The organism is Psychrobacillus sp. PGGUH221 (genome assembly GCF_042055255.1).
GTDB lineage: Bacteria > Bacillota > Bacilli > Bacillales_A > Planococcaceae > Psychrobacillus.
Window position 1 is genome coordinate 40691 of record NZ_JAQMHQ010000015.1, and the last position, 16082, is coordinate 56772.

At 37.9% G+C, this 16082-nt stretch carries 16 protein-coding genes; all 16 read left to right on the forward strand.

Annotated elements, in window-relative coordinates:
- The first annotated feature begins 23 nt into the window (after positions 1-23).
- The 16 genes from tilS (at position 24) to lysS (ending at position 15680) form a co-directional block, all read left to right on the forward strand.
- A complete protein-coding gene (tilS, locus tag PGC35_RS20700; protein ID WP_375220514.1) occupies positions 24-1412 on the forward strand; it encodes a tRNA lysidine(34) synthetase TilS in 1389 nt (462 codons plus the stop codon).
- 18 nt (positions 1413-1430) lie between these two features.
- Positions 1431-1973, forward strand: a complete 543-nt coding sequence (gene hpt / locus PGC35_RS20705) for a hypoxanthine phosphoribosyltransferase (protein ID WP_053591074.1) — start codon at positions 1431-1433, stop codon at positions 1971-1973.
- A gap of 98 nt (positions 1974-2071) precedes the next feature.
- Positions 2072-4066: an ATP-dependent zinc metalloprotease FtsH gene (ftsH, locus tag PGC35_RS20710; RefSeq protein ID WP_053591073.1), complete on the forward strand. Its 1995-nt coding sequence runs from the start codon at positions 2072-2074 to the stop codon at positions 4064-4066.
- Between the two features lie 115 nt (positions 4067-4181).
- Complete coding sequence (locus tag PGC35_RS20715; RefSeq protein WP_375220515.1) at positions 4182-4964, forward strand: type III pantothenate kinase; 783 nt, start codon at positions 4182-4184, stop codon at positions 4962-4964.
- Complete coding sequence (gene hslO, locus PGC35_RS20720; RefSeq protein ID WP_053591071.1) at positions 4965-5846, forward strand: Hsp33 family molecular chaperone HslO; 882 nt, start codon at positions 4965-4967, stop codon at positions 5844-5846.
- Positions 5830-6756, forward strand: coding sequence for a peptidyl-prolyl cis-trans isomerase (locus PGC35_RS20725; RefSeq protein ID WP_375220516.1), 927 nt, complete (start codon positions 5830-5832; stop codon positions 6754-6756). The genes hslO and PGC35_RS20725 overlap by 17 nt, the downstream gene beginning before the upstream one ends.
- A 166-nt stretch (positions 6757-6922) precedes the next feature.
- Positions 6923-7846 (forward strand): cysteine synthase A, encoded by a 924-nt coding sequence (gene cysK, locus PGC35_RS20730; protein WP_053591069.1) that lies wholly within the window; start codon positions 6923-6925, stop codon positions 7844-7846.
- 427 nt (positions 7847-8273) lie between these two features.
- A complete protein-coding gene (locus PGC35_RS20735) occupies positions 8274-9647 on the forward strand; it encodes an anthranilate synthase component I family protein (protein WP_375220520.1) in 1374 nt (457 codons plus the stop codon).
- On the forward strand, positions 9644-10234 hold the full coding sequence (gene pabA, locus PGC35_RS20740; RefSeq protein ID WP_275783748.1) for an aminodeoxychorismate/anthranilate synthase component II: 591 nt from the start codon (positions 9644-9646) through the stop codon (positions 10232-10234). The genes PGC35_RS20735 and pabA overlap by 4 nt, the downstream gene beginning before the upstream one ends.
- 1 nt (position 10235) lies before the next feature.
- Positions 10236-11069, forward strand: a complete 834-nt coding sequence (gene pabC, locus PGC35_RS20745) for an aminodeoxychorismate lyase (protein WP_375220517.1) — start codon at positions 10236-10238, stop codon at positions 11067-11069.
- A gap of 4 nt (positions 11070-11073) precedes the next feature.
- Positions 11074-11931, forward strand: coding sequence for a dihydropteroate synthase (gene folP, locus PGC35_RS20750; RefSeq protein ID WP_056833364.1), 858 nt, complete (start codon positions 11074-11076; stop codon positions 11929-11931).
- A 6-nt stretch (positions 11932-11937) separates the two neighbouring features.
- A complete protein-coding gene (gene folB / locus PGC35_RS20755) occupies positions 11938-12303 on the forward strand; it encodes a dihydroneopterin aldolase (RefSeq protein WP_275783739.1) in 366 nt (121 codons plus the stop codon).
- The gene (gene folK / locus PGC35_RS20760) at positions 12300-12818 is read left to right on the forward strand and encodes a 2-amino-4-hydroxy-6-hydroxymethyldihydropteridine diphosphokinase (RefSeq protein WP_375220518.1); all 519 of its coding nucleotides are present in this window, start codon (positions 12300-12302) and stop codon (positions 12816-12818) included. The genes folB and folK overlap by 4 nt, the downstream gene beginning before the upstream one ends.
- Positions 12770-12988, forward strand: a complete 219-nt coding sequence (locus PGC35_RS20765; RefSeq protein ID WP_053591063.1) for a helix-turn-helix domain-containing protein — start codon at positions 12770-12772, stop codon at positions 12986-12988. The genes folK and PGC35_RS20765 overlap by 49 nt, the downstream gene beginning before the upstream one ends.
- Complete coding sequence (dusB, locus tag PGC35_RS20770) at positions 12985-14016, forward strand: tRNA dihydrouridine synthase DusB (protein WP_056833366.1); 1032 nt, start codon at positions 12985-12987, stop codon at positions 14014-14016. The genes PGC35_RS20765 and dusB overlap by 4 nt, the downstream gene beginning before the upstream one ends.
- A gap of 173 nt (positions 14017-14189) precedes the next feature.
- Complete coding sequence (gene lysS, locus PGC35_RS20775; RefSeq protein ID WP_375220519.1) at positions 14190-15680, forward strand: lysine--tRNA ligase; 1491 nt, start codon at positions 14190-14192, stop codon at positions 15678-15680.
- The last annotated feature ends 402 nt before the right edge of the window (positions 15681-16082 follow it).

Consider the following 16082-nt stretch of genomic DNA (forward strand, 5'->3'; position numbering starts at 1 on the left):
ATAAAAAGAAAAGAGGTGAGAAGATGCTTTCATTCGCTCAAAAGGTAAAAAAGTATATCGACAAGCACAACTTGATAGATAAAGGTGAGCGTCTTCTTATCGCTTGTTCTGGTGGCGCAGATTCAGTTGCTTTAGTAAGAGTTATGTATGAACTTCAAAAGGACTATGAAATAGATATTGCTATTGTGCATACCGATCATCAGTTAAGAGGAGAAGAATCTGCACAGGACATGCGATTTGTGGAAGAACTTGCAAACAGCTTGAAATTACCCTTTTACGGAATGAAAATAGAGGTACCCAGCAGAGTCGCTGAAGAAGGTGGGAATGTTCAAGTTATTTGTAGAGAAGAACGCTATGCATATTTTGAAGTAATTATGGAACAACATAATTATCACAAATTAGTTTTAGGTCATCATGCAGATGACCAAGTAGAAACTGTCATAATGTCGTTAGTGAGAGGTACACTATCCTCCTCTATAACTGGGATACCAAGAACTCGAAATTTTTCAACAGGAGAAATTATTCGGCCTTTTTTAGGGGTAACAAAAGAGGAAATTTTCAACTATGTTCATTTACTAAATCAACGTTTTAGACATGACCCAAGTAATGACAAGCATACATATACAAGAAATCGGATTCGACATAAAGTAGTACCTTTATTACAAGAGGAGAATGCTTTAGTAAGTGACAGAATTCAGTTATTTGTTGAGAAGCAACAACAGGATGATACACTTCTTCAAATAATGGCAAAAGAAAAATTTGAACAGCTTGTGACGGTTGATTCAAATCATTCCTTTTTTCTTGATACAATGCACTTTAAGGAAGTTCCCATCGCTTTACAAAGAAGGGTAGTTCTACTACTATTAAACTATCTCTATAATGAATCCGATACATTTCTAAACGATCGGTTAATTGAGTCGATCCTTTTCGCTTGTAATGAGTTTGAAGGTAATTCAGTAATTCATTTACCAAAATCTTTTTTCCTTGTTCGGCATTACAATAAGGTCCAATTTACATCCTCCATCAAGGAACCTGCATTAATGGGTAAAATGGAAATACAAGAGGATTGTTGGTTTGAGGTTGGTGCTGGTTTTTCCATATATTTAACGAGAAATATAGAGGCAAATATTTCGGAAGAAAAATTTTATGTCCAGTTGGATCACGATCAGCTACCACTTTTCATAAGACAAAAAGCTGAGGGAGATCGTATCTATATGAAAGGGATGTCCTCTCCAAAGAAAGTTTCTCGGTTATTTATCGATGAGAAAATTACAGCCGAAGATCGCTATGTTTGGCCACTACTTGTAAGTAAGAACAATGATATACTAGCAGTAATTGGGCTTCGTTACGAAGAGCGATTTTCGAAGGAGTATCATGGACAGAATTTTGTCCTATACTTAAAAAAACATTAACTATTAGGGGGGACTAAAATGTTAGAAAAAGACATTCTAGAAGTATTATTAACAGAAGAACAAATTCAAGAAAAAACCCGTGAACTTGGTGCGGCACTATCAGAAGAATATAAAGATAAGTTCCCGCTAGCTATTGGTATTTTAAAAGGTGCTATGCCATTCATGTCCGATTTGATGAAACGAGTAGATACTTACATTGAAATGGATTATATGGATGTATCAAGCTACGGTAACGCTACTGTTTCTTCAGGTGAAGTAAAGATTGTTAAAGACTTAAATACAAGTGTAGAAGGACGCGATATTTTAATTATCGAGGATATCATTGATAGTGGAATGACACTAAGCTATTTGGTGGATTTGTTCAAATATCGTAAAGCAAAATCAATAAAATTGGTTACACTGCTTGATAAACCGTCTGGTCGAAAAGTAGATTTACAAGCAGACTATGTTGGCTTTGAGGTACCAGATGCATTTGTAGTAGGATACGGATTAGACTACGCAGAAAAATATCGTAATCTGCCATATGTAGGTGTGTTAAAGAAAGAAGTTTATACTTTTTAATTTTAATGGTGAAATAAAAGGCTTTTCATTGTACGCCCAAAAATTCGTATGATAAGATTACATATAGTTTTTCTGTTTACCTTGTGAGGAGGCTAGGAATGAATCGAGCACTGCGCTACGCTATATTATACCTATTAATATTTTTTGTGATTGTTGGAATTTTCGCTACGTTTAATACGAGCAATCAACCAACAAAAGAAATTCGCTTTGACGAATTTATGACTTCCCTTGAAAAAGGAGAAGTAACAAGCGTTGTTCTGCAACCTGAATCTGGAATTTATGTTGTAGAAGGCGAAATGAAAGGCTATGAAGAAGGGGAAAAATTCTTAGCTAAAGCCCCATATAGTGAAGATTTACAATCAGAAATTAGAACACTGGCAAAAACACACTCAGTTCAAGTTGATTATAAAGAAACGCCAAAAACAAGTGGCTGGGTACAATTTTTCACAGGGTTACTACCATTCCTGATTATCATTATTCTATTCTTCTTCTTATTGAGTCAATCACAAGGCGGTGGTAACCGTGTGATGAACTTCGGTAAGAGTAAAGCGAAATTGTATGACAATGAAAAGAAAAAAGTAAGATTTACAGATGTTGCTGGGGCAGATGAAGAAAAGGCTGAACTAGTAGAAGTAGTAGATTTTCTAAAAGATCCACGTAAATTTGTGGAGATTGGAGCACGTATTCCGAAAGGGATCTTATTAGTAGGTCCTCCAGGTACAGGTAAAACATTACTTGCTCGTGCGGTAGCCGGAGAAGCAGGCGTACCTTTCTTCTCTATTAGTGGTTCGGATTTTGTTGAAATGTTTGTCGGTGTTGGGGCATCTCGTGTGCGTGATTTATTTGAGAACGCGAAGAAGAATGCACCATGTATTATTTTCATCGATGAGATTGATGCAGTAGGTAGACAACGTGGAGCTGGTCTTGGTGGAGGTCACGATGAGCGTGAACAAACACTAAATCAATTACTTGTAGAAATGGATGGTTTCGGTGCAAATGAAGGTATTATTATCATTGCTGCAACGAACAGACCAGATATTTTAGATCCTGCACTTCTACGTCCAGGTCGTTTTGACCGTCAAATCACAGTTGGTCGTCCAGATGTTAAAGGACGAGAGGCAGTACTTAAAGTACATGCCCGCAATAAGCCACTTGACGAATCAGTTGATTTAAAAGCGATTGCACAACGTACACCAGGTTTCTCTGGTGCAGATTTAGAAAACTTATTAAACGAAGCAGCACTAGTTGCAGCGAGACGTAATAAGAAAAAAGTAGATATGAGTGATATTGATGAAGCAACGGATCGCGTAATTGCAGGTCCAGCTAAATCCGGTAAAGTTATTTCAGAAAAAGAACGTAAAATTGTTGCATTCCACGAAGCGGGACACGTAGTAATCGGATTAACACTTGATGATGCGGAAATCGTTCATAAAGTAACAATCGTTCCTCGTGGTCAAGCAGGTGGATATGCGGTAATGCTTCCAAAAGAAGATCGTTACTTCATGACGAAACCAGAGTTATTAGATAAAGTTGCAGGTTTATTAGGTGGGCGTGTAGCAGAAGATATTACTTTTGGTGAAGTATCAACTGGTGCTCATAATGACTTCCAACGTGCTACTGGTATTGTTAGAAGTATGGTTACTGAGTATGGTATGAGTGACAAATTAGGACCAATGCAATTTGGTCAAGCACAAGGTGGAAACGTATTCCTTGGACGTGATTTTAACTCAGAGCAAAATTACTCCGATGCAATTGCGTATGAAATCGATCAAGAGATGCAAACAATGATTAAAGAGCAATACAATCGTACAAAACAGATTTTAACGGAAAAACGTGATTTGTTAACACTTATTGCTACTACGTTATTAGAAGTTGAAACACTCGATGCTGCTCAAATCAAACACTTAGAAGAGCACGGAACACTTCCAGAACGCGTATATGATTTAACGGATAGCGAAGCTGAAGTGGAAACAAAAGAAGAAGTATCGGATGCAGTAGGAGCTCCAGCAGACCCTTCAACTGGTGACTTACCAAAAGAAAATGGTCCTACAGATGAGCCGAAAAATCCGATTCAAGAAGAACGTAGAGATTAATAGAATGTATTAGCTGATTGTGAATCGCAGACTTGCGAGGCAATCAGCTTTTTTCTTTGTCGCTATATATGGTATGATGTGTGGGAAAACTTACCGAGAAGTGAGGACAAGTTAGATGATACTCGTGTTAGATACAGGTAATACAAACATTGTACTAGGTGTTTACGATGATGATAAACTTATTCATCACTGGCGAATGGAAACAGATCGTCTGAAAACAGAAGATGAATATGGTATGCAAGTAAAAGCTTTATTTTCACACGCCAATATTTCTTTTAATCAAATAGAAGGTATTATTATCTCATCGGTAGTACCGCCAATTATGTTTTCTTTAGAAGCGATGTGTAAAAAATATTTTGGTATTAAGCCAATAATTGTAGGTCCTGGAGTTAAAACAGGGTTAAATATAAAATATGAGAATCCCCGTGAGGTTGGAGCAGATCGAATTGTAAATGCAGTAGCTGCCATCCATGAATATGGCAGTCCGTTAATCATTGTAGATTTTGGAACTGCAACAACTTATTGTTATGTCAACGAAAAAGGTGAGTATATGGGAGGGGCTATAGCTCCTGGAATCGGTATCTCCACAGAGGCACTTTTTACTCGTGCAAGCAAACTTCCTCGTATTGAGCTAACTAGACCTGAGCATGTCATTGGGAAAAATACTGTTTCTGCGATGCAAGCTGGTATTGTGTATGGTTATGTAGGACAAGTAGAAGGAATTGTGAATAGAATGAAAAAAGTATCGAAACATAACCCTAAAGTGATAGCAACAGGTGGGATGGCATCTTTAATCGGAGATGAAACAACCATTATGGACGTAATTGATCCTTTTCTAACATTGAAAGGTTTGTATTTAATTTATCAAAGAAACTTAGATGAAAGAGGTTTGAAATAAATGGGAGATTACTTAGTAAGAGCATTAGCATTTGAAGGAAATGTCCGTGCATATGCAGTCCGCACAACAGATACTGTAGGGGAAGCGCAACGACGTCATCAAACATGGCCAACTGCATCAGCGGCCCTTGGTAGGTCAATGACTGCTGCTGTTATGATGGGGATAATGTTAAAAGGGGAAGACAAACTCACAGTAAAAGTAGAAGGTAATGGCCCAATCGGACCAATGATTATTGATAGTAATGCAAAAGGGGAAGTTCGCGGGTATGTCACTAACCCACAGACCCACTTTGATTTAAACGAAGTTGGGAAATTAGATGTACGTCGTGCAGTAGGTACAGAGGGTACATTGACTATTGTTAAAGACCTTGGTTTAAGAGATTTCTTTACAGGTCAAGTACCTATCGTTTCAGGTGAAATTGCTGAAGACTTTACGTATTATTTTGCTGTTTCTGAGCAGGTACCTTCCTCTGTTGGTCTTGGGGTACTCGTAAACCCAGATAACACAATTTTGGCAGCGGGTGGTTTTATCATCCAGCTAATGCCTGGTACTGATGATGAAACAATTACTGTTATCGAGGAACATTTAAGCAAAATGGAGCCTGTTTCTAAAATGATTGAAAAAGGATTAACTCCTGAGGAATTGCTTTTTGAAATTTTAGGGAAAGATAATGTGCAAATTTTAGATTCTATCCCTGTATCATTTGAATGTAATTGTTCTAAGGAACGTTTCGGTAGTGCGATTATTAGCTTGGGAGTAAGTGAAATTCGCGATATGATTGAGGAAGACGGAGGGGCAGAAGCACATTGTCATTTCTGTATGGAAAAATACCAGTACTCAGTAGATGAATTGGAGTCGTTTATCGATGAAATCAACGCGTGATAACTTTAATCCACAACAAAAACGACATTTAAAAACAAAACCAGTGCTTTTGTTACTTGGTATTCTTTTGTTTGGCAATTTACTCTGGTTTATTGCTTGGCTAATACCAAATGAAAAGGCAAATGGAACGGAACAAGTCGCCTCTGTTGATGGGAAAGGTATTACGAAAGAACATTGGATGGCTTCTATGGAATCAATGTACGGGAAAGAAGTGCTGCTAGATCTCGTTAATGCAGAAGTGATGGAAGCAGCTGCAAAAAAATACGAAATTAAAGTAACTGATCAGGAAGTGGATTTAGAGGTAGCTCTTATTCGTTCTACCCAAGAAGGGACAGATACATCTCTTCAAACGTTAAATGAAGAATCGATGCGTGCAAAAGTTCGTTCACGTTTAATTTTGGAAAAGGTTTTAGCCAAAGACATAGTGATAGAAAAAGATGCCATAAAAGCTTTTTATGATGATAATAAAAACTTATATAATATTCCGACATCCTACCGTACAAGTGTTATTTATGTTTCCTCAGAGGAGGAGGCTAAGGAAGTTGTAAAAGAATTAAAAAATGGTTCTTCTTTTGACGGTCTGGCAAGGGAACGATCAAAAGACACGAGTTCCGCTAGCTTAGGTGGAGACATTGGATATGTTTCAGAAGGAACGAAGTCTGTAGATGATGCAATCTTATCGGCGCTACCAAACATAGAAACAGGTAAATGGAGCGATGTGATTAGCTTAAAAGACGGTCGGTTTGCTGTCGCGCAAGTAGTGAGTGTTTTTAAAGGTGAATCATTTTCTTACGACGATGTAGAAGATCATATTCACCGAGAGCTTGCGCTTGATCAGTTGCCTCAGTCGGTTACACCGGAAGTGTTCTGGGAAGAGTTTGATGCGCAATGGTCGTATAGCGAAAAATAGTAACAACAAAGCTTATAATTTAAGTTTAAACAGCGTATTCTATGGAATGCGTTGTTTTTTTAAATAAAATTGCGTTTGAATCTAATTTTATTGACAATGAATCTTTTAAATTGGTATTATTAAGAAAATAAAACCTATTAATATAGTAGGGATTGGGAGTGTAACGATGACGAAGTTTGCGCAATCAGTAGTTGATTTAATTGGAAAAACACCAGTAGTTAAACTAAACAGAGTGTCAAACCCTGAGGATGCAGAAGTATATGTGAAATTAGAATTCTTCAACCCAGGAAGCAGCGTGAAAGATCGTATTGCATTTGCAATGATTGAAGCTGCAGAAAAAGAAGGAAAATTAAAAGATGGCAGCACACTTATCGAGCCTACTAGTGGAAACACAGGAATAGGACTTTCTATGATTGCTGCTGCGAAGGGTTATAAAGCAGTATTAGTTATGCCCGATACAATGAGCTTAGAGCGTAGAAACTTACTTCGTGCTTACGGAGCTGATTTAGTATTAACTCCAGGAGCAGACGGGATGAAAGGCGCAATCGCAAAAGCGGAAGAACTAGCAAATGAAAATGGTTGGTTCATGCCACAACAATTTAATAATGAATCAAACCCGGAAATTCACCGTTTAACAACAGGTCCTGAAATTGCAGAAGCATTTGATGAACTACATGGTTTTGTGGCAGGAGTTGGTACTGGAGGTACAATCACAGGTGCGGGTAGCGTATTGAAAGAAAAATTCTCAGATATTCATATTGCTGCAGTAGAACCAAAAGATTCCAATGTTCTATCTGGTGGTAAACCAGGTCCACATAAAATCCAAGGAATTGGAGCGGGATTTGTACCAACAGTATTAGATACAGAAATGTATGATTCCATTATCCAAGTATCGAATGAAGATGCTTATGCAACTGCTCGCGAAGTTGCAAAATTGGAAGGTATTCTTGGTGGGGTATCTGGAGGAGCAGCTATTTATGCAGCACTTCAACTTGCAAAACAACTAGGAAAAGGGAAAAAAGTTCTTGCGATAGTTCCAGATAACGGAGAGCGTTATTTGAGCACACCACTTTATCAATTCGAAGACTAATTCAGACTGATGAAAAAAGCTCGCATTCTTCGTTGCTCCTGCGCAAAGCTCGTCGCAAACAAGAGAGAGTTTGCTTGCACTTCGTTGTAAGCTCATGAACTTTAGTTCTATTCGCTTCCGCCTCGGTGCTCCTGCGGTTACTCGTCGCAGAAAACCATTGCTGGCGCGCGGGCCCACAGGATTTGGGGCATGCAGCCGTTGCTGCAGGACGCGGCGTACTTAGGTTGCCGACTGACAAGCGTTTTCATCTAGTCTGAAAAGAACTTCTTCAAATTTTAGAAAAAAATGAGCTAAATTGAGCGGGAGCATAGTGCTTCCGCTTTTTTATGTGGCGAAAAGTACTGGTTTCAAGTTAAGATGAAGGCAAACGTTTTTAGGAGGATTTCAAGAATTGGATTTACTTACATTACAAACTAAGACCTTTCATATGTCAAAAGAAGATTTTTTCTATGCTTATAAAGAAATCACAAAATCGGAATCACATCATTTATTTTTAGAAAGTGGTAGAGGTGGCCGTTTGAGTGTTGCTGCTTGGAATCCTTTGGCGATTACTAAATCTTTAGACACTGGATTACATATAAAATGGAGGAATGGGGATGAAGAGATACGTCATGGAGAGGCGCTTACGGAGTTAGAAAAGCTTATTGAATCCTACCACATCCCATTTCAAGAGAATTTGCCTGATTTTCAAGGTGGAGCAGCTGGTTTTATAAGCTATGATTATGCACGCAAAATAGAAGTGCTACCAACATTAGCTGAAGATGATCTACAAATACCTGATATCTATTTTTATTTATTTGATTTCTGGGCTGTACTTGACGTGGAAACTCAACTTGTTACTTGTATGAAACTCTCTACGAGTAATATAAATTTAGAGGATATGGAAGATGCTTTTAAGACTTCAAGTAGCAAAGCAGAACGTAAATTTTCATATGAATCTGCCGCAGAAGTAACTAATGATGATGCGGAGTTGCTCGTCTCTGTGAGTGGAAATGAATTTGAGGCTGCTGTCCGTCAAGTGCAGGAGTATATTGCTCAAGGGGATGTATTCCAAGTGAATTTATCGGTTCGCCAATCTAAAAGGCTAAATGCTGAGTCGGTTGCTATGTATGAGGCACTTCGTGCATTTAATCCATCTCCCTATATGGCTTATATCCAGTCACCAGATTTTGCTGTTGTTTCAGGATCACCAGAGCTATTAGTGAAGAAAAAAGGAACCGAATTATCGACACGTCCTATCGCTGGAACGAGACCGCGTGGTAAAAGCAATGAAGAAGATATCACATTGGCTAATGAGCTTATAGAAAATGACAAAGAGCGAGCAGAACATGTTATGCTGGTGGATTTAGAAAGAAATGATTTAGGACGGGTCTCATCCTATGGAACTGTTGAAGTAAACGAATTTATGGTCATCGAACGCTATTCGCATGTTATGCATATTGTTTCCAATGTAAGAGGTACACTTCGTCCAAGTACATCGAATACAGAGATTATTCAAGCGATGTTCCCAGGAGGTACGATCACAGGCGCTCCGAAAATCCGTACGATGGAAATAATTGAAGAGCTTGAACCGGTTCGACGCGGATTATATACGGGATCAATAGGTTGGTTAGGGTTTTCAGGTGATTTAGAATTAAATATTGTCATTCGCACTGCTTTTATTCAAGACGGAATGGCACACATTCAAGCGGGGGCGGGAATTGTAATCGATTCTGTTCCGGATGCAGAATATAAGGAATCCTTAAATAAAGCAAAAGCATTATGGCAAGCAAAAGCTATGGCAGAAAGAGGTCAGCTATGATTTTAATGATTGATAACTATGATTCCTTTACTTATAATTTGGTGCAATATATTGGTGAACTTGGGGAGAAAGTGACGGTTGTTCGAAATGATGAGCTAAGTATCTCGGAAATAGAACAGTTATCTCCATCTATAATTGTTGTTTCTCCAGGCCCTTGTACACCTAATGAAGCTGGTATTAGCCTGGATGTCATTGCTCATTTTGCAGGAAAAATACCTGTTTTTGGTGTTTGTCTTGGACATCAGTCGATTGGACAAGCATTTGGTGGTAAAGTAATACGCGCAGAAAGACTAATGCACGGAAAAACCTCTCCTGTTTATCATGATGGAAAAGGAGTTAATACAAATATGCCAAATCCTTTTCAGGCGACAAGATATCATTCTTTACTAGTAGAAAAAGAATCATTGCCTGATTGTTTAGAGGTGACTTCTTGGACAGATGAAGGAGAAATAATGGGGCTTCGTCATAAAGAGTTCGCAGTAGAAGGTGTACAATTTCATCCTGAATCGATTATGACAGAGGAAGGTAAAAAACTAATTCAAAACTTTTTTGAAGCATATAGCCCTGCAGTAAGGGAGATTATTTAATATGGATGCTTGGAAAGATGGAGAATATTATCGAGCAGATGAACTTACAATTTCTCCTTATGACCATGGCTTTTTGTACGGGCTAGGGTTTTTTGAAACATTTCGTACGTATGATGGAAAAGTATTTTTATTGGAAGAGCATTGGAGTCGACTTTCTCGAGCACTAGCTGATTTTCGTATTACAATGCCTTTTGATCAAAAAACAATTATGGAAGCTGTAAAAGTATTAACTACTATGAATAACGAGGAAGACGGTTATTTTCGTTTAAACATTTCAGCAGGTGTCCATGATATCGGGCTACAGCCTAATAGTTATGACAAGCCGACTGTTATTTTATTTCGAAAACCTTTACACACTGTACCTAGAGGAACAGAAAAGTCGGCCGTTTGGTTAGAAACAGTGAGAAATTCGCCGGAAAGTGGCACACGTCATAAATCTCATCATTATGCGAATAATATACATGCTCGATTCGAGGTTGCATCACTTGCGTCACTAGAGGGTATCTTTCTAACTTCTGATGGTTTTGTAGCAGAAGGAATTACGTCCAACTTATTTTGGGTAAAAAATGGGAAGTTATTTACACCTTCTTTGGAAACAGGAATATTAGCAGGCATCACACGTGATTGGATCATTAAAAATTCACCAATAGTAGTGGAAGAAGGTTTATTTAAACAAGATGCATTGAATGAAGCGGACGAAGTATTTATTACCAATGCAGTACAAGAAATTGTGCCTATAAAAGATATAAGCGAAAAGCATTATTTAGGAAACCAAGGACCCGTTTATGCTACGCTTCATGAGATGTATGTAAAGTGTATTCAGAAAGAAGGATAAAAACATGAACTTACAATTTAATACCAAGCCTTTTGAAGCTGGTGGGGTTACGTTAGATTTTCGAAAAGAATCAATTGTTATGGGGATATTAAATGTTACACCGGATTCCTTTTCGGATGGTGGAAAATTTAATAACGTAGAAGCCGCAGTAGCTCGTGCAAAGCAAATGGTTACAGATGGCGCCAAAATCATTGATATTGGTGGTGAATCCACAAGACCTGGGTACACTATGATTTCAGATGAAGAGGAAATAGCGCGTGTCGTACCAGTTATAAAAGCAATTACTGCTGAAGTAGATGCGGTCATTTCCATCGATACATATAAGTCAGAAGTTGCAAGAGCAGCAATACTGGCAGGTGCACATGTCATTAATGATATTTGGGGCGCAAAAAGAGATTCAAAAGTTGCCAAGGTAGCTGCAGAATTAGGAGTTCCAATTATATTAATGCATAATAGAGATAACGAAGAATATACAGATTTTTGGCCAGAAGCAAAACAAGATTTAGAAGAATGTATTCAAATTGCAAAAGCAGCAGGAGTAACCGATGATAATATTTGGTTAGATCCAGGTATCGGCTTCGGTAAAACTACAACTCAAAATGTTTGGATGATGCAGCACTTAGATGAATTAGTAGATATGGGTTATCCAGTTTTACTTGCAACATCTCGAAAACGTTTAATCGGTAATGTACTAAATCTTCCTGTAAATGAACGAATGGAAGGTACAGGGGCAACCGTGTGCTATGGTGTTCAGCTTGGTTGCCATATGGTGCGAGTACATGATGTGAAGGAAATTGCCCGTATGACAAAAATGATGGACGTGCTAACAGGAAAGGTGCAATTTAAGGAAAGTGAGGCTTAATTTTTTATGGACTATATACATCTGAATGATTTAGAATTTTACGGGTTTCATGGTGCGTTACCTGAAGAAACAAAGCTCGGTCAAATTTTTCGAGTAACCATCACACTAGCTTGTGATTTAAAAAAAGCTGGTGAAACCGATAACTTAGATGAAACAGTAAATTATGCAGAGGTATTTGAGCTTTGTAAGGAAATAGTAGAAGGCAAACCATATTTATTAATAGAAGCAGTTGCTGAAAATATCGCTGGGCGTATCTTATCAGAATATGAATCTAAGGTGAGTGGCTGTCGCATACAGCTAGTTAAGCCTAATCCGCCTATTGCAGGCCATTATGCTTCTGTCGCGGTTGATATTACGAGAGGTATACTATGAATATAGCGTATTTATCATTAGGATCTAATATCGGAAATCGATTTGATTTTCTTAGAAAATCTGTTCAATTACTAAATGATTCTGAAAGTATACAAGTAATGCAAGTTTCTTCTGTTTACGAAACAGATCCAGTTGGGTATGTAGATCAAGCTGCCTTTTTGAATATAGTGGTGGAGCTTGAGACATTATTTACACCGCAGGAATTATTAAAGAGATGCAATGAAATAGAGGCAGAACTAGGTCGTACTCGTGAAGTTCGTTGGGGTCCTCGAACTGTAGACCTTGACATTTTGTTGTATAATGAAGAGAATATGAAAACGGAGAACCTTATTATTCCTCATCCAAGGATGACGGAGAGAGGCTTCGTGCTCGTACCTCTTGTGGAGTTAAATTCGGATTTAGTTGAGCCTCTTACAAAGCGTTCTTTATTGGAGCTTGCACAAGTTCAGAAAGAAGGCGTTCATATATGGAAAACGTTCGATGGGGTAGACGCATTCGTGCATTTCGACGCTTAAAAAGGTTGAGTCAAGTTGAACTGGCGAAAGAAATGGAGATGTCTGTGTCTATACTCGGGCAAATAGAGCAAGGGAAAAGAGTTCCAAGTGAACGGCAGTTAGATAAAATTGCTTCCTTGTTAGATATACCGATAGAAGAATTAAAAGGAGAAATAAAGGCAGGTGAATGATTTTGACAAAAGCAGCGACAAAACCATTTAAAATTGGAAATTTTGAAATGGATAATCGTGTCGTGTTAGCGCCAATGGCAGGTATTTGTAACTCTGCTTTCCGATTAACTGTTAAAGAGTTTGGAGCAGGGTTAGTTTACGCAGAAATGATTAGTGACAAAGGAATCGTTAATAAAAACGAAAAGACTTTGAGCATGCTTTATATAGATGAGCGAGAAAATCCTCTATCACTTCAAATTTTCGGGGGAGAAAAAGATACACTTGTAGCAGCTGCCAAATACGTAGATCAGCATACTTCTGCGGATATCATTGATATTAATATGGGGTGTCCGGTAAACAAAATTATTAAGTGTGAGGCTGGAGCGAGATGGCTTCTTGATCCTGAGAAAATTTATGAAATGGTTTCTGCGGTAGTCGACAATGTAAATAAACCTGTTAGTGTAAAAATGCGTACAGGTTGGGACGATGATCATATTTACATTGTAGATAATGTTCGTGCAGTAGAACGTGCTGGCGGAGCAGCGGTTGCCGTACATGGTCGTACTCGTTTACAAATGTATGAAGGGCACGCGAATTGGGATTTGATTCGTCAGGCAAAGGAAGCTGTGAATATACCGGTTATCGGTAACGGTGATATAAATACTCCACAAGATGCAAAGCGTATGTTAGAAGAAACTGGCGTCGACGCTGTAATGATAGGGCGAGCAGCTCTAGGAGACCCATGGATGATTTATCGTACGGTGGAATACTTGGAGACAGGTGAACTTAAGCCTGAACCTACAGTAGAAGAGAAGATTGAAGTGTGCTTATTACATTTTGATCGTTTAACTGCATTAAAAGGAGAAGGTATCGCTGTAAGAGAAATGCGTAAACATGCTTCTTGGTACTTAAAAGGTATTCGTGGTAATGGTAAAGCGCGTAATATGATTAATCAAACAGAATCTGCACAAGAGTTAAAGGATTACTTACGTTATTTTGCGGAAGAAGCATCAAAAGAATATAATGCTGACTCTGTTCTTGCTTATTAAAATGAGGGCTATCACTTACTAGTGATGGCTCTTTCCGTTTTAAAAGATAATCAGAATAGTGAAATATATTCTTTCGTGTAGGAAAAAGGTGAACAGCGTACAGAAATTGTGTACAATAAGTTCAACGTAATAAAAGATAGTTGCGGATAATAGGTAGTGGAGGAGTGACAAACATGTCTAATGTAGAAGAATTAAGCGATCAAATTTTGGTGAGAAGACAGAAGATGACTTCTATACAAGAAAAAGGATTAGATCCTTTTGGTAGCAAATTTGAGCGTACCCATTTAAGTGATCAAGTAATTGCTGAATATGATCAATTTACTAAAGAACAATTAGAAGAAACACCTCATGAAGTCGTAATTGCAGGACGAATTATGACTAAAAGAGGAAAAGGGAAAGCTGGATTTGCACACATTCAAGATTTGGGCGGTCAAATTCAAATTTATGTACGAAAAGATGCAATCGGAGAAGAAGCGTATGAATTATTTAATACAGCTGATTTAGGAGATATTGTAGGAGTAAGAGGGAATGTATTTCGTACACAAGTAGGCGAACTATCGGTGAAAGCGGTAGAATTCACATTCTTAACAAAATCCCTACGTCCAATGCCAGAAAAGTTTCACGGTTTAAAAGACGTTGAGCAACGCTATCGTCAACGTTATTTAGATTTAATGACAAGTGAAGAAAGTAAAAATACATTTATTGCTAGAAGTCGTATTATTCAAGCGATTCGTCGTTATTTAGATGGACAAGGCTATTTGGAAGTTGAAACACCGATGTTACATACAATCGCTGGTGGAGCAGCTGCTCGTCCTTTTATCACGCATCATAATGCATTAGATATGGAATTATACATGCGTATTGCGATTGAATTGCATTTAAAACGTCTAATCGTAGGTGGATTAGAAAAAGTATATGAAATTGGTCGTGTTTTCCGAAATGAAGGTGTTTCAACACGTCATAACCCAGAATTTACAATGATTGAATTGTATGAAGCGTATGCTGATTACCAAGATATCATGAACTTAACAGAGAATCTTGTTTCTCATGTTGCTCAAGAAGTATTAGGGACAACTACTGTTACTTACGGTGAGGATCAAATTAACCTTGCTCCTGGCTGGAGACGTTGGCATATGGCAGATGCGGTAAAAGAAACTACCGGTGTAGACTTCTGGAAAGTAATGACCAAAGAAGAAGCGCATGGTTTAGCAAAAGAACATGGTGTTGATGTAAAACCTACGATGGAAGTTGGTCATGTATTAAATGAGTTCTTTGAACAAAAAGTAGAAGAAACATTAGTGCAACCTACATTTATATATGGACATCCTGTAGAGGTATCTCCTCTTGCGAAGAAAAATCCGGAGGACGGTCGTTTTACAGATCGTTTTGAATTGTTCATTGTTCGCCGTGAGCACGCAAACGCTTTTACAGAACTAAATGACCCTATTGATCAACGTCAACGCTTCGAAGCCCAATTAGCTGAAAAAGAAGCAGGTAATGACGAAGCGCATGAAATGGATGAAGATTTCTTAGAGGCATTAGAATATGGTATGCCGCCAACAGGTGGTCTTGGAATCGGTATTGACCGTTTGATTATGTTGTTGACTAACTCTGCATCTATTCGCGATGTATTATTGTTCCCAACAATGCGTCATAAAGATTAATCGTTTTATAAAGTTCTATATATATGAAGGAGAGATGCTACTATTTGTAGTGCCTCTCTTTTTTTATAGTTACTATATGTAGTATGTAAAATAGGAAGGGAAGTATTTTAAAAAAAGTTAATAAAAACGCTTGCCATAAGTTAAAGAGGGTGGTATAGTTATCAAGTTGTCATTTTTATTACCGATTCACATCGAAAATAAAATAAAAAAGTTGTTGACATAGATAACGAGATTTGGTATGATATTAAAGTCGCCAAAACGACAACACAATAAAATTTAAACATGAACATTGAAAACTGAACATGCAAAACGTTAAGACATATAGCTTGATAGACTAGCTTCGGTTAGTCGGATAGCAAACAATTTTGACATCATTTAATGATGATGCCAGCAAAACAAAAT

Bases quoted from the DNA above. Each gene is read 5' to 3' on its own strand.
- tilS (WP_375220514.1), top strand. From the start codon at position 24: ATGCTTTCATTCGCTCAAAAGGTAAAAAAGTATATCGACAAGCACAAC.
- hpt (WP_053591074.1), top strand. From the start codon at position 1,431: ATGTTAGAAAAAGACATTCTAGAAGTATTATTAACAGAAGAACAAATT.
- ftsH (WP_053591073.1), top strand. From the start codon at position 2,072: ATGAATCGAGCACTGCGCTACGCTATATTATACCTATTAATATTTTTT.
- PGC35_RS20715 (WP_375220515.1), top strand. From the start codon at position 4,182: ATGATACTCGTGTTAGATACAGGTAATACAAACATTGTACTAGGTGTT.
- hslO (WP_053591071.1), top strand. From the start codon at position 4,965: ATGGGAGATTACTTAGTAAGAGCATTAGCATTTGAAGGAAATGTCCGT.
- PGC35_RS20725 (WP_375220516.1), top strand. From the start codon at position 5,830: ATGAAATCAACGCGTGATAACTTTAATCCACAACAAAAACGACATTTA.
- cysK (WP_053591069.1), top strand. From the start codon at position 6,923: ATGACGAAGTTTGCGCAATCAGTAGTTGATTTAATTGGAAAAACACCA.
- PGC35_RS20735 (WP_375220520.1), top strand. From the start codon at position 8,274: ATGTCAAAAGAAGATTTTTTCTATGCTTATAAAGAAATCACAAAATCG.
- pabA (WP_275783748.1), top strand. From the start codon at position 9,644: ATGATTTTAATGATTGATAACTATGATTCCTTTACTTATAATTTGGTG.
- pabC (WP_375220517.1), top strand. From the start codon at position 10,236: ATGGATGCTTGGAAAGATGGAGAATATTATCGAGCAGATGAACTTACA.
- folP (WP_056833364.1), top strand. From the start codon at position 11,074: ATGAACTTACAATTTAATACCAAGCCTTTTGAAGCTGGTGGGGTTACG.
- folB (WP_275783739.1), top strand. From the start codon at position 11,938: ATGGACTATATACATCTGAATGATTTAGAATTTTACGGGTTTCATGGT.
- folK (WP_375220518.1), top strand. From the start codon at position 12,300: ATGAATATAGCGTATTTATCATTAGGATCTAATATCGGAAATCGATTT.
- PGC35_RS20765 (WP_053591063.1), top strand. From the start codon at position 12,770: ATGGAAAACGTTCGATGGGGTAGACGCATTCGTGCATTTCGACGCTTA.
- dusB (WP_056833366.1), top strand. From the start codon at position 12,985: ATGATTTTGACAAAAGCAGCGACAAAACCATTTAAAATTGGAAATTTT.
- lysS (WP_375220519.1), top strand. From the start codon at position 14,190: ATGTCTAATGTAGAAGAATTAAGCGATCAAATTTTGGTGAGAAGACAG.